The organism is Bradyrhizobium sp. LB8.2 (genome assembly GCF_040548035.1).
Lineage (GTDB): Bacteria > Pseudomonadota > Alphaproteobacteria > Rhizobiales > Xanthobacteraceae > Bradyrhizobium.
Genome location: NZ_JBEPQV010000020.1, coordinates 56,565 through 69,346, shown reverse-complemented (window position 1 = coordinate 69,346; position 12,782 = coordinate 56,565). Strand labels below are relative to the sequence as shown.

Genomic DNA, 12,782 nt, shown 5'->3' with positions numbered 1-12,782 from the left:
CCAGGACGACGGATGCATTGGCAACAGCGATGGCGAACAGCACTCTCAAAAACATCACCGGCACCATCCTGCTCGCCGGCGCCGGCAAGATGGGCGGCGCGATGCTGACCGGATGGCTTTCGGGCGGGCTCGATCCGCGCCGCGTCGCTGTGGTTGATCCGCACATCTCGCCCGAGATCACCGCACTTGCCGCCAAGGGCGTTGCGCTTAATCCCGATGTGAAGGCGGCAGGCCAGGTCGAGACGATGGTCGTCGCGGTGAAGCCGCAGATGTTCCGCGAGGCCGGCGCGAAGCTGAAATCATTTGTCTCTGAAAAAACCTCGGTGGTCTCGATCATGGCGGGAACTACGATCGCATCGCTTGAAGAGGTCTGCGGCGGCGCCGTGGTGCGCGCGATGCCGAACACGCCGGCCGCGATCGGCCGCGGCATCACCGTCGCGGTCGCGGCGAACCACGTCAGTGCTGCCCAGCGCGCAGTGGCCGACGCGTTGCTGCGCGCCACCGGCTCGGTCGAATGGGTCGACGATGAGAGCCTGATGGACGCGGTCACCGCCGTCTCCGGCTCGGGCCCGGCCTATGTGTTTCTGCTCGCCGAAGAGCTCGCGCGCGCCGGTGTCGAGGCGGGATTGCCCGAGGCGCTCGCGACAAAGCTCGCGCGCGAAACCGTCGCCGGCTCCGGTGAACTTCTCCACCAGTCGGAGCTTCCCTCCGCTACGCTGCGCCAGAACGTCACCTCGCCCGGCGGCACCACCGCCGCAGCCCTCGGCGTGCTGATGGGCGAGCCCGGCCTGCGCGATCTGATGATCCGCGCGATCGCGGCGGCGACGAAGCGGTCGAAGCAACTGGCGAAGTAAGGAAGCTATCCCCTCATGGTGAGGAGGCGCGAAGCGCCGTCTCGAACCATGCAGGCCCGGCTCTCGCCCGCGAGCCATCCTTCGAGACGACCGCTGCGCGGTCTCCTCAGGATGAGGGCAGAGCAAGCGGCTCCTACGTCGTCCCCAACCGCTTGTTGAACATCTCGACATTGACGAGCCCGCGCGCGTGGCGGCCCTCGCCAAGCTTTCGCGTGCCCTCGAAAGCCTCGACCTCGAAGCGGATGACGCGGCGCTCGACCGCGACGACCTTCGCGGTAGTCCGCACCGTCGCGCCGACCAGAGCTGCTGCAAGATGCCGGATGTCGACCTCGGTGCCGACGGTGACCCAGCCCGGCTGAAGCGCCGGGCGGATCGCATCGCCCGACGTCATCTCCATTTCCAGGATCATCATCGGCGTCGCGTAGACCATGGGCATGCCGGGCACGAAATGCCCGACCGTACGCTCTACTGGCACCACCAGCATGCGCTCGGCGTTCATGCCGATTGTGATGAAGTCGCGTGCGTCCATGTTGCTTGCTCGGCGTCGTCCCGGCCCCCCGTGCGCAATTGCGCACTAGGCCGGGACGACAGTTGTGATTGGCGCTCGAGCGGTGGCTATTTCTTCGCCGCCGCCGCGCGCTCCACGAAGGTCTTGCCGCCCTTCATCTTGTGGCGGAGCGGGGCTTCGTTGATCTGGATGACGACGGCATCGGCATCGACGCCGAGATTCTTCACCAGTGCCTGGGTGATGTCGCGCATCATGCCGGCCTTTTGTTCGTCGCTGCGGCCTTCGGCCATGCTGACAGTGATCTCAGGCATTTTTCTCTCCCTTGGGGCCGAACACCGGCCATTGACGGGCGCCATCAAACAGGACGTGGGTGCCCGGGACAAGCCCGGGCATGGCGGCGTCAGCGAATGGCTAGCCCCAGCTCACGTCATGGCGCGCCAGCACTTCGCGCACTTTGGTGACGAGGTCGGCTTCACTGCACGAGAACTGCGCCGGGCGGCTCTCGCGCCATTCCTGGTTGGAAGCGATCGCAGCAGCCGCCTTGGCGCCCTCGATCAGATCCTTGATCTGCACCTCGCCGCGGGCTTTTTCATCGGAGCCCTGGATGATGACGCAGGGCGCGTTGCGGCGGTCGGCATATTTGAGCTGGTTGCCCATGTTCTTGGGATTGCCGAGATAGAGCTCGGCGCGGATGCCGGACGTGCGTAGGCTCGCGACCATCTTCTGGTAGTCGGCAACGCGGTCGCGGTCGAACACGGTGACGACGACGGGGCCAAACTCGGGTTTTGTGTCGAGCTTGCCAAGCAGCGTCAGCGCGGCCTGAAGCCGCGATACGCCGATCGAGAATCCAGTCGCCGGCACCGGCTCACCGCGGAAGCGCGAGACCAGGCCGTCATAGCGGCCGCCGCCGCCGACCGAGCCGAAGCGCACGGGACGGCCTTTTTCGTCTTTGGTCTCCAGCAGCAGTTCGACCTCGTAGACGGGGCCGGTGTAATATTCGAGACCTCGCACGACGGAGGGATCGATCTTGATGCGATCAGCGCCGTAGCCCGATGCCGTAACCAGTTTGGCAATCTCTTCCAGCTCGCTCACGCCGGCCTGACCAACTTCACTCTTGGCGAGGTAAGTTTCCGCCGCGGCAATGGCCTCTTTCCAATCGTCGCGCGGTTTGGTGACGGCGAGAACAACGTCGGCATCAGACGCGCTCAGATTGGCGCCCTTCGTGAAGTCGCCCTTGCCTTCTTCGCCGCCATCCCATCTGCCGGGACCGAGCAATTTGCGCACCTCCTCGGCGGGAAATTTGTCGAGCTTGTCGATTGCGCGCAGCACGGTCAGCCTGCGTGCCGCGTTCTCTTCGCCGCCGAGCCCGATTGCTTCCAGAACGCCGTCGAGCACCTTTCGGTTGTTGACCTTCACGACGTACTGGCCGCGCTGAACACCAAGCGCCTCCATCGTGTCCGCCGCCATCATGCAGATTTCCGCGTCCGCAGCCGGCGTCGCCGAGCCGACCGTATCGGCGTCGAACTGCATGAACTGGCGGAAGCGGCCGGGGCCGGGCTTCTCGTTGCGGAAGACGTAGCCGACGCGATAGCTGCGATAGGGCAAGACTAGAGCGTCGGTGGCGTAGCGCTCGCCGACATAGCGGGCGAGCGGCGCGGTCAGATCGTAACGCAAACTGATCCACTGCTCGTCGTCGTCCTGGAACGAGAACACGCCCTCGTTCGGACGGTCCTGGTCGGGCAGGAACTTGCCGAGCGCGTCGGTGTATTCCATCGCCGGCGTCTCTACCGGCTCGAAGCCGTAGAGCTCGTAGACGGCGCGGATCTTCTCGACCATCTCGCGCGTCGCCCGGATCGCGGCAGGGTCGCGATCCTCGAGCCCGCGCGGCAGCCGCGCCTTCAGTTTCTGGGTTTTTTTGGGTTTTTCGGCCATGTGCGGCATTTACCAGCCGACGCGGGGTGCGGCAACTGCCGGCTTGCCCTACGGCTTCTCCATCCGCGCCCTGAGGGCATCGGCGTCCGCCTTCGGCAGCGACTTCAGCGTTGGCTTGATGGTTTCGCCGCCGACGATCTTGCCGTTGCGCATGAACATCCAGTCCGAGATGTCGGCTTCAGTGAATTCGACCTTGTCGCCTGCCCGCTTGCCGGGCAGATCGCGTGGCTCGTTGGCGAAGAGACCGGAATAAGTCCCGTTCGGTAGCTTCGTCACCTCGGCCATCCAGATGTGCTCACCGCCTTTGCGGGTCGAAAAGTGCACCTTCAGGGCATGCCCTGTCTCCGACGGTTTTGGCGCCTCGTAGGAGGCCCAGAAAGTCGGCAGCGTGCCGCGGGCGCGCGCGATCGCGGTGTTCATCTCCGGATCGGTGGTGCGCACGTCGACGATGGGTGAACGGTCTTCCGCGGCGACATGCGGCTTGGGGCCGATCGTCAGGACGCCGAAGACGGTGACGCCAGCGATTGCGGCGAGAACGGCCCATTTCAGGGGTTGGGAAAGCGTGGAAGCCATGATCGCGATGTCCGGATGCCTTGATGTCTAGGACTTTGTCGCGCGGTCGTGCAAGCGAGTTCATGGCATGCCGGCTGGCGTTCCCCGGATGCTGCGCCAACGCGCCGCCTCTTGGCGGCGTGGTGCGCTGCTGATCCGGGGTCCATCCGCGGCGAGATGGGTCCCGGCTCTGCGCAGCAGCGTTTCACGCTGCAGCGCGTCCGGGACACGAGACCTCAAAACACCTTTTTGATCCAGCTGTGCGGATCGTTGGTGCGGCCATACTGGATGTCGACGAGCTGCTTGCGCAGGCCCATGGCGACGGGGCCGGCGGCGCCGCCGCTGATCTCGAAATCGCCGCTCACCGAACGCACCTTGCCGATCGGCGAGATGACGGCCGCCGTGCCGCAGGCAAACGCTTCCTTCAGCTTGCCGCTGGCCGCATCCTTGCGCCACTGGTCGATCGAATACGGCTCCTCGCGCACGGTCTTGCCGGCATCTTTCGCCAGCGCGATGATGGAGTCGCGGGTGATGCCGGGCAGGATGGTGCCGAGCGGCGGCGTCGAGAGCGAGCCGTCCTCGAACACGAAGAACACGTTCATGCCGCCGAGCTCCTCGACGTAGCGGCGCTCGACCGCGTCCAGGAAGACGACTTGATCGCAGCCGTGCTGGATGGCTTCGGCCTGCGCCCGCAGGCTTGCAGCGTAATTGCCGCCGCATTTGACGGCGCCGGTACCACCGACCGCGGCGCGCGTGTAGTTCTCTGAAACCCAGATCGACACCGGCGCGGGGCCACCTTTGAAGTAGGAGCCGACCGGCGAGGCGATCACCGCGAAAATGTATTCGGAGGACGGCTTGACCCCAAGGAAGGTCTCGCTCGCGATCATGAAGGGACGCAGGTAAAGGCTGCCCTCGCCGCCCGGCATCCAGGCGCGGTCGATGCGCACGACCTGCTCGACAGCCTCGATGAAGATGTCTTCGGGGAGCTGCGCCATCGCCATGCGATCGGCCGAGTCCTTGAAGCGCCGCGCATTGGCGTCGGGACGGAACAGGTTCACGCCGCCGTCGTCGCGCTTGTAGGCTTTGAGGCCTTCAAAAATTTCCTGAGCGTAGTGCAGGACGGCGCCGGCCGGATCGATCTGGAAATTGGCGCGGGCCTCGACGCGCGCCTCGTACCAGCCGCCCTTGGCCTGGTTGTAAAGAACCACCGCCATGTGATCGGTGAAGACCCTCCCGAAACCCGGGTCCACCAGCTTGGCGACGCGGTCCTTCTCGGGGATCGGATTGGATGCCGGCTGGATGTCGAATTTCATGCTCATGTCCTTAGGCCTCCCGCTGCCGGTGGCGGCGCTGTTCTGGCGCCCGCCTGCCCTTTTCCGGGCTCGGCTGGCTTGACTAGGTTACTGGCCGGACCAACGCCAGCCTTGTTACGGCCGGTTTCCGTGGCCAGCATGTCGCCGAGGACATGCTTTTGCGGAAGGCAGAAGTCCAGTATGTTTTGTCGAACACCGCTCGACAATCGCACGGTAGATCTGATCCGGCTGTCGCCGCCTGCTCGGCGCTCACCAACCGCTCCTGGAAATGCCGCCCGCAGTGAAACGATTTAAAATTTCGTGCGAGCTGATCGTTTTGTAACATTGGACCCAAGATACGTCAATATGCCTGACATAAATTTCGCGACTCCCCCTCAAGACGCTGCCGAGCCACGGCCGGCGGCAGGCGACGGAGGCAATTTGCGCTGGGATATCATTGAGCTGCTGTTCTTCGCCTATCGCGATTTCGTCGGCGATCCCGACCAGGAGCTGGAGGCGTTCGGCTTCGGCCGGGCTCACCACCGCGTGATGCACTTCGTCTATCGCTATCCCGGCCTCAAGGTCGCCGATCTCCTCGACGTCCTGCGCATCACCAAGCAATCGCTCGGCCGGGTGCTCAAGCAGCTCCTGGACGAGGGCTATATCGTGCAGAAGACCGGCGACAATGATCGCCGCCAACGCCTGCTCTTTGCTACACCGAAGGGCGAGGCGCTGGTGCAGAAGCTCGCCGGCCTCCAGACCACGCGGATCACCAGGGCGCTCGCCGAGATGGCGCCGCAGGATGCCGAGACCGTCAAGCGCTTCCTGCGCGCGATGATCGATCGCGAGGATCCGGACAAGGTGCTCGAGACGATCTTCGCTTCCGTCAACCACGACGCCAAGGAGTGACCGTGCCGCTCGCTGCCACGCTCGCACGCCCGCCGGCACGCCCGGCCGACGATGCCCCGCATCTCCTGCTGGTCGACGACGACCGCCGCATCCGCGATCTGCTCTCGCGCTTTCTCGCCGGCGAAGGCTATCGCGTTTCGACCGCCGGCAGCGCCAGCGACGCGCGCGCGAAGCTCATGGGCCTGCACTTCGACCTCTTGATCCTGGACGTCATGATGCCCGGCGAGACCGGCTTCGATCTCGCCCGTTTCATCCGGACCTCCTCCTCGGTGCCGATCGTGATGCTGACGGCGCGGCATGAAGCCGAAGCCCGCATCGAGGGCCTGCAGATCGGCGCCGACGACTACGTCGCAAAGCCGTTCGAGCCGCGCGAGCTCGCGTTGCGCATCAACAACATCCTCAAGCGCGCCGCGCCGCCGCCGCAGGCCGCAGCGGTCGAGAAGATCGCGTTCGGTCCCTACGTCTACCATCTCGACCGCGGCGAGTTGCGCCAGGGCGAAGACGTCATCCACCTCACCGACCGGGAGCGCGAGATGCTGCGGATCCTGTCGGAGACGCCCGGCGAGACCGTGCCGCGCAGCGCGCTGACCGGCAATGGCAGCGTCAACGAGCGTGCCGTCGACGTGCAGATCAACCGCCTGCGGCGCAAGATCGAGACCGATCCCGCCAATCCGCTGTTCCTCCAGGCGGTGCGCGGTATCGGCTACCGGCTGGTCGCCTCGCCTTGAGTTTTGTGAAGTGAAGCGCCCCCTATGAGCACGATCGATACCGGCCTGACGCTTTTGAAGAGCGCCGCCGGCCGCGTGTCCGCCGTCAATGGCTGGATGGGCAATGCATTCAAGGGCTGGATGCCGACCGGCCTCTATGCCCGCGCGCTGCTGATCATGATCGTGCCGATGGTGATCCTGCAGTCGGTCGTCGCCTTCGTGTTCATGGAGCGGCACTGGAACACGGTGACGCGGCGCCTGTCGGCGGCGGTGGTGCAGGACATCGCCGCGCTGATCGACGTCTACAAGGGCTATCCGCAAGACAAGGACCGCGACCAGATCCGCCGCATTGCGCAGCAGCGCCTCGGCCTCGTCGTCGATTTCCTCCCGGCCGGCGACATGCCGCCGCCCGGACCAAAGCCGTTCTTCTCGCTGCTCGACCAGACGCTGTCGGTGCAGCTCGGCCGCCAGATCGGGCGTTCGTTCTGGATCGACACCGTCGGCCGCTCCAACCTCGTCGAGATCCGGATCCAGCTCGACGATGCCGTGATGCGCGTGTTCGCGCAGCGCAGCGCCGCCTATGCCTCGAACTCGGAGATTTTCCTGTTCTGGATGGTGGGAACGTCCTCGATCCTCCTGATCGTCGCGGTGCTGTTCCTGCGCAACCAGATCAAGCCGATCCTGCGTCTTGCGGACGCCGCCGAAAGCTTCGGCAAGGGCCGCGAGGCGCCGAACTTCAGGCCGCGCGGCGCGCGCGAGGTGCGGCGCGCGTCGGTCGCCTTCCTCGAAATGAAATCGCGCATCGAGCGCACGATGGAGCAGCGCACCGCGATGCTCGCCGGCGTCAGTCACGATCTGCGCACGATCCTGACGCGGTTCAAGCTCGAACTGGCGCTGATCGGCGACAGCCCCGAAATGGAGGGCATGCGCAAGGACGTCGACGAGATGTCGATGATGCTGGAAGATTACCTCGCGTTTGCCCGTGGCGATTCCGGCGAGCAGTCGCAGCCGACCGACATGGCGCAGGCGCTCGAGGAGCTGCGCAGCGACGCCGAACGCCACGGCCACACCGCGACCGTCGCGTTCAACGGGCTGCCCGTGGTCACGGTGAAGCCGGCCTCGTTCAAGCGCTGCCTCGCCAACCTCGTCACCAACGCCGCCCGCTACGGCAAAAGCATCGCCATCACCGGCCAGCGCGATCACCGTTATTTGACCGTGACGGTCGACGACGACGGGCCGGGCATTCCCGCCCATCTGCGCGAAGAGGTGTTCAAGCCGTTCCTGCGGCTGGACAACGCCCGCAACCAGGACGAAGGTGGCACCGGCCTAGGCCTCGCGATCGCACGCGACATCGCCCGCTCGCATGGCGGCGACATCACGCTCGGCGATAGCCCGATAGGCGGATTAAGGGCGAGCGTGCGGATACCGGTGTAACGGATGTAGCCGCAATAGCCCTATTTCGGCAGCAGCGCCTTCAGCTTGTCGATGTCGCGCACGTTCATCTTGAAGCCGCCGGGCATCACGATATCGCCGGGCTTCTGCTCGGGCTTGCAGGCTCCGAGCCACTTGGCTTCGAGTGTCATCGTGGAATCGCGCCCCGCGGCGCCGGCGGCGCCACCCTGTGCGTGCGACGAGGTCTTCACCGTGTAGGCCGAATTGAAGTCGCCCGTGATCTCGGCATGCGAGGTCGTGCTGATGCCGGCGACACTGCACTCGGAATCGCTGACATAGCCGGTCGCGGTCTTCTTGATGTCCTGCTTGGCGCAGATCTGCTTGGCCATCGGGGAGACGTTGTTGTTCATCTCCTTGTCGACGGTCTCGTCGGTGCAGTGCTGCATGGTCATTTCGGGCACGGGCGTACCGGTCCTGAGCATCTTCAATTCCCAGAGACCAGCTTTGCGCATCGGCAGATCGTCGGCGCTGGCTACGCCGGCCGACAAGACGAGGCAAAGGGCCGAGCCGAGCAAAGCGAGTTTGCGCGTCATGTGAGAAGCTCCCGGCTGAGAGATTGCTGGCGTTACGAAAACGCCTCAGTAGAGCGTGCGGATCGGCTTGTCGGCAGCGCCATAGGGCACCCAGCGGCACGAGAACGAGATGTAGCCGCCCTCATAGGCCTGCACCCCCAGGAATTTCGCGACCTTTCCGTAGCGCGCGCAGTGATCGACCGCGACCTGCCGCGCATCGACCTGGGTTGCCATCGAATAGGCGATGATGCCGCCGGTGTCGTTGCCCTTGAACGGAGGCACCGGAAGGATATCGGCGCGCGCCGACTGGCTCGCCATCATACCCAAGGCAAGTAGGCCCGCGGCCGCAATGATTCGCATTCCCGTCACTCCGATTGGTTGGTGGCAGTTTACGGTGCCGGGGCGGCGGTGGAAAGAACGGAAGGCCGGTTGCTGCGACCTTGTGGTCAACTCGTCGGCAAGTGTTGCCGCGCTGCACTTGACCCCGCGCGGCCTTCACGGCACCGTCCGTCCCTCGCAGATCATGCTGTCTGGATTGCCCATGCGCGCCTCGACCTCCCTGAAATCGCTCCGCTTTGCCGCCGTGCTCGGCCTCCTGTTCGGGGCGCTGTCGCTCGGTGAGGCCAGGGCCGCCAATCCGCTGGAGCTGAATTTCTGGCTGAGCGGGCCGCGCTATGACGGCAACGTCTCCGAATGCGACAGGGCGCTGCCGACGATCGCTTCCCAGTTCCTGGAGAAGGAAAGCTCGTTCTGGAATTCCTCGTTGAAGATCACCGGCTTCGCCGCGGTTCGCGAGACCGCGTTCCGGCCCTGGGCACCCGATAACATTCCGCGCCGCTTTTGCAGCGGCGAGGCCATGCTCACGGACGGCAAGATGCGCAAGGTGCACTTCTCGATCATCGAGGATGGCGGCTTCGCCAGCTTCGGCCAGGGCGTCGAATGGTGCGTGGTCGGGCTCGACCGCAACTGGGCCTACAACCCGTCCTGCCGCGCCGCCAAGCCTTAAGCAGCCTAAGCCTTAAGCAGCCCAGCCTCAGTCGAAGAAGCTCTGATTCGGTTGGCTGAAATGGCCGCCTGAATTTTGTTCTTGAAATGTTCCTATCGCCTGCTAGGCTTGCTGCACAGTCTAGTTGAGGGGGTCGCCATGTTTCATTCCAGATTGCATTCGTTCTCCCGCCTGATGATCTCGCTGACGCTCGCGGCCGGGCTGGCTGCGCTGGCCGGCGGCGCGAAGGCCGAGGACAAGCGGCAGAACGCGCCCGGCGAATTCGATTTTTATGTGCTGTCGCTGTCGTGGTCGCCCTCCTTCTGCGAGGAGGCGGCAGAGCGCGGCGGCCGCTCGCAGATCCAGTGCAGCGGACGGCCCTACTCTTTCGTGGTGCATGGTCTGTGGCCGCAATATGAGAACGGTTTTCCGGAATATTGCCAGCGGCCGTCGCCGCGGCTGAATCGCAGCATCGTCTCCTCGATGCTCGATCTGATGCCGGCGCCGGGGCTGATTTTCAACGAGTGGGACAAGCACGGCACCTGCTCGGGGCTCGCCGACCGCAGCTATTTCGAAACGATCCGAAAGGCGCGCGCCGCGATCAAGATTCCGGCCGAATATCTCGATCTATCGCAGGCCAAGACCGTGGCGCCGGCTGAGGTGGAGGAGGCCTTCATCAAGGCCAATCCGGGCCTCGGCAACGCCGCCGTCTCGATCACGTGCAACCGGACGCGGCTGTCCGAAGTCCGCATCTGCCTCAGCAAGGACCTGCAATTCCGCGCCTGCGAGGAGATCGACCGCCGCGCCTGCCGCCGCGACCAGGTGACGATGCCGCCGATCAGGGGTGGGTAGCCCCGGCGTCGTGCCTCTTTGCTCAAGCCGTCACGTGGCGTAGTGCTCTTGCATGAATTACCGCCACGCCTTTCACGCCGGAAACTTCGCTGACGTCATCAAGCACATCGTGCTGGCGCGCATCGTCACCTATCTCCAGGACAAGCCGGGCGCCTTCCGCGTCATCGACACCCATGCGGGCGCCGGCCTCTACGATCTCGAAAGCGACGAGGCCCGCCGCGGCGGCGAGTGGCTGACGGGCATCGCCCGGCTGATGCAGGCGCGTTTCTCGAACGACACCATCGCGCTGACCAAGCCCTATCTCGATATTGTCCGCGCCTACAATCCGAAGGGCGAGCTCAAGGCTTATCCGGGCTCGCCGCTGATTGCGCGCGCCCTGATGCGGCCGCAGGACCGCCTCGTCGCCTGCGAACTCGAGCCGAAGGCGCGCAAAGCGCTGATCGGCGTGCTGCGCCACGACGAGCAGGCCCGCGTGGTCGATCTCGACGGCTGGATGGCGCTGCCGGCTTTCGTGCCGCCGAAGGAACGGCGCGGGCTCGTGCTGATCGACCCCCCGTTCGAGGCAAAGGACGAGTTCGACAAGCTGGGCGAGGCCTTCTCGGCGGCTTTTGCGAAATGGCCGACTGGTATCTATGTAATCTGGTATCCCGCCAAGAGCCGGCGCGCCACCGACGCACTGGTGCAATCAGTGGCGCGCCTCGCAGCCGCAGCAAAGCCGCCGGGAAATTGCCTGCGCCTCGAATTCAGTGTGTCGCCGCAAGCCGACGGCGCAACTCTCACCTCCACCGGGCTCTTGATCGTCAATCCGCCTTACACGCTGCAGGGCGAGCTCAAGACGATCCTGCCCGAGCTGGAAATGCCGCTCGGCCAGGGTGGCGCTGCCAGATTCCGATTAGAGGTGCCGAGGCCCTAACACTCCGGCATTCTTGGGAAAAATATGCAAGAGCCGTAGTCAATCTGCAAAGAACCGTATTATGCTGTTTCCGTGACTGGCTTTACGTTCCGCTTCCGCGAATGGTTGCGGCGGAGTGAAGGCCTAAGAAAGATCCGGTCGGACCGAATGGTCTGCCCAAGGATGGCCAGCTCCCGGGCTTCGTACGGCACGGTCATGTCGTGACGTGCGTCTGCGTCGCGACGGAGGAGCAATGAGGGGGAGTTTCCCGATGGCCATGACGGGAACGGTCAAGTTTTTCAACGGCGAGCGCGGCTACGGATTCATCAAACCGGACGACGGCGGCCGCGACGTCTTCGTGCACATTACTGCCGTGGAGCGGGCCGGATTAAAGGACCTTGCCGAAGGACAGCGTATTACTTTCGAAGTCGAACCGGACAAGAAGGGGAAGGGGCCGAAGGCGGTCGATTTAGTCATCCTTTCCTAGCGAGTCCGACGCGAAAACACCGGCGCAAAAAAATCCCGGCCGCGAGCGGCCGGGAGGCTGTAGTCCGGTATTTTCTTCTTTGGGTATCAGAAGTGATAGTTCACGCCTGCGCGCACAACGCTGGCGCTATAGCCGTTTGACACGCCTGTAATCGCGAACTGACTCGTCGACAGATCGATGTAGAGATATTCGAGCTTGGCGCTCCAGTTCGGCGCGAACCCGACTTCCGCGCCGGCACCGATGGTCCAGCCGGCGCTGGTGTGCGACTCCGTCCAGCCGAACGTCTGCGCGCGCAGCTCGCCGAAGGCGAGGCCCGCGGTGCCGTAGACCAGCACGTTGCTGAGGGCATAGCCGGCGCGGCCGCGCAGGGTGCCGAACCACGGATTGGAGAACTTCCACGGCGCGAAGGTGTCGTCGGCACCCGCGGCCTGGATGTCGCCCTCGACGCCGAACACCCACGGGCCGTTCTGGAAATTGTAGCCGGCCTGAACACCGCCGACGAAGCCAGAGGGCTTTGCGGGATTGTTGTTCACCGAGCCCCATTCGTAGCCGAGATTGGCGCCGAGATACGGGCCCGCCCAGCTATAGCCGTTGAGCGGCTGATTGACCGTGTAGGGCGCACGCTGCCCGTAATTGAGATCGGCCGCCTTTGCCGAAGCCGTCCAGCCGGCAGCAACCAACGCAGCTGCGCCCACAACGAGCCTCTTCATCACACACTCCAACGCAACTGCCGTCACCGGGTGCGATACCTGCGCCGCCGCGCGAGGCAAAACCGCATGGTTACGGAACCAAGACCTTTTCGTGTAAGATTTATCGAGAGTTTTAAGTTAAAGGCCTGTTAAGTCGGG

At 64.5% G+C, this 12,782-nt stretch carries 16 protein-coding genes; 8 read left to right on the top strand and 8 right to left on the bottom strand.

Translation table 11 applies throughout. The features are described 5' to 3' along the window. Window positions 1-29 precede the first annotated feature (29 nt). A complete protein-coding gene (gene proC, locus ABIB06_RS23290) occupies window positions 30-854 on the top strand; it encodes a pyrroline-5-carboxylate reductase (RefSeq protein WP_354052653.1) in 825 nt (274 codons plus the stop codon). 133 nt (window positions 855-987) lie between these two features. Here the strand turns inward: proC and ABIB06_RS23285 are convergent, their stop codons facing one another. The 5 genes from ABIB06_RS23285 to ABIB06_RS23265 form a co-directional block, all read right to left on the bottom strand. Next, the gene (locus tag ABIB06_RS23285; protein ID WP_247352989.1) at window positions 988-1,383 is read right to left on the bottom strand and encodes a thioesterase family protein; all 396 of its coding nucleotides are present in this window, start codon (window positions 1,381-1,383) and stop codon (window positions 988-990) included. Window positions 1,384-1,469: 86 nt separating this feature from the next. Then, window positions 1,470-1,718, bottom strand: coding sequence for a tautomerase family protein (locus tag ABIB06_RS23280; protein WP_256467622.1), 249 nt, complete (start codon window positions 1,716-1,718; stop codon window positions 1,470-1,472). A 55-nt stretch (window positions 1,719-1,773) separates the two neighbouring features. Beyond that, a complete protein-coding gene (gene hisS / locus ABIB06_RS23275) occupies window positions 1,774-3,294 on the bottom strand; it encodes a histidine--tRNA ligase (protein ID WP_354069244.1) in 1,521 nt (506 codons plus the stop codon). Window positions 3,295-3,342: 48 nt separating this feature from the next. Continuing rightward, the gene (locus ABIB06_RS23270) at window positions 3,343-3,867 is read right to left on the bottom strand and encodes a YegJ family protein (protein WP_354052381.1); all 525 of its coding nucleotides are present in this window, start codon (window positions 3,865-3,867) and stop codon (window positions 3,343-3,345) included. A gap of 215 nt (window positions 3,868-4,082) precedes the next feature. Beyond that, complete coding sequence (locus ABIB06_RS23265) at window positions 4,083-5,165, bottom strand: branched-chain amino acid aminotransferase (protein ID WP_354052383.1); 1,083 nt, start codon at window positions 5,163-5,165, stop codon at window positions 4,083-4,085. A gap of 339 nt (window positions 5,166-5,504) precedes the next feature. On the opposite strand from ABIB06_RS23265, the gene ABIB06_RS23260 reads away from it, so the two are divergent. The 3 genes from ABIB06_RS23260 to ABIB06_RS23250 are packed head-to-tail and all read left to right on the top strand — an operon-like array spanning window position 5,505 to window position 8,188. Beyond that, entirely contained in the window at window positions 5,505-6,047 is a 543-nt protein-coding gene (locus ABIB06_RS23260; RefSeq protein WP_247352983.1) for a MarR family winged helix-turn-helix transcriptional regulator, read from the top strand. Next, entirely contained in the window at window positions 6,044-6,775 is a 732-nt protein-coding gene (locus ABIB06_RS23255; protein ID WP_247352981.1) for a response regulator, read from the top strand. The genes ABIB06_RS23260 and ABIB06_RS23255 overlap by 4 nt, the downstream gene beginning before the upstream one ends. A 24-nt stretch (window positions 6,776-6,799) precedes the next feature. Next, window positions 6,800-8,188 carry an ATP-binding protein gene (locus ABIB06_RS23250; protein WP_247447843.1) on the top strand — a complete coding sequence of 463 codons (1,389 nt, stop codon included), beginning with the start codon at window positions 6,800-6,802 and terminating at the stop codon, window positions 8,186-8,188. 20 nt (window positions 8,189-8,208) lie between these two features. Here ABIB06_RS23250 and ABIB06_RS23245 read toward each other — a convergent pair whose 3' ends face one another. Together ABIB06_RS23245 and ABIB06_RS23240 are read right to left on the bottom strand one after the other, a co-directional pair. Then, complete coding sequence (locus ABIB06_RS23245; protein WP_247352977.1) at window positions 8,209-8,739, bottom strand: DUF3617 domain-containing protein; 531 nt, start codon at window positions 8,737-8,739, stop codon at window positions 8,209-8,211. A 45-nt stretch (window positions 8,740-8,784) separates the two neighbouring features. After that, the gene (locus ABIB06_RS23240; RefSeq protein ID WP_247352976.1) at window positions 8,785-9,078 is read right to left on the bottom strand and encodes a hypothetical protein; all 294 of its coding nucleotides are present in this window, start codon (window positions 9,076-9,078) and stop codon (window positions 8,785-8,787) included. 181 nt (window positions 9,079-9,259) lie between these two features. Here ABIB06_RS23240 and ABIB06_RS23235 point away from each other — a divergent pair, with 181 nt between their 5' ends. The 4 genes from ABIB06_RS23235 to ABIB06_RS23220 all read left to right on the top strand — a co-directional run bounded on the left by ABIB06_RS23235 (window position 9,260) and on the right by ABIB06_RS23220 (window position 11,934). Continuing rightward, a complete protein-coding gene (locus ABIB06_RS23235) occupies window positions 9,260-9,724 on the top strand; it encodes a hypothetical protein (RefSeq protein WP_247352974.1) in 465 nt (154 codons plus the stop codon). Window positions 9,725-9,862: 138 nt separating this feature from the next. Continuing rightward, window positions 9,863-10,555: a ribonuclease T2 family protein gene (locus ABIB06_RS23230; RefSeq protein WP_247352972.1), complete on the top strand. Its 693-nt coding sequence runs from the start codon at window positions 9,863-9,865 to the stop codon at window positions 10,553-10,555. A 52-nt stretch (window positions 10,556-10,607) separates the two neighbouring features. Continuing rightward, window positions 10,608-11,468 carry a 23S rRNA (adenine(2030)-N(6))-methyltransferase RlmJ gene (locus tag ABIB06_RS23225; protein WP_354052387.1) on the top strand — a complete coding sequence of 287 codons (861 nt, stop codon included), beginning with the start codon at window positions 10,608-10,610 and terminating at the stop codon, window positions 11,466-11,468. 250 nt (window positions 11,469-11,718) lie between these two features. Further along, entirely contained in the window at window positions 11,719-11,934 is a 216-nt protein-coding gene (locus ABIB06_RS23220) for a cold-shock protein (protein WP_092029496.1), read from the top strand. Between the two features lie 86 nt (window positions 11,935-12,020). Here ABIB06_RS23220 and ABIB06_RS23215 read toward each other — a convergent pair whose 3' ends face one another. Continuing rightward, a complete protein-coding gene (locus tag ABIB06_RS23215; protein ID WP_354052390.1) occupies window positions 12,021-12,644 on the bottom strand; it encodes an outer membrane protein in 624 nt (207 codons plus the stop codon). Window positions 12,645-12,782: the final 138 nt, after the last annotated feature.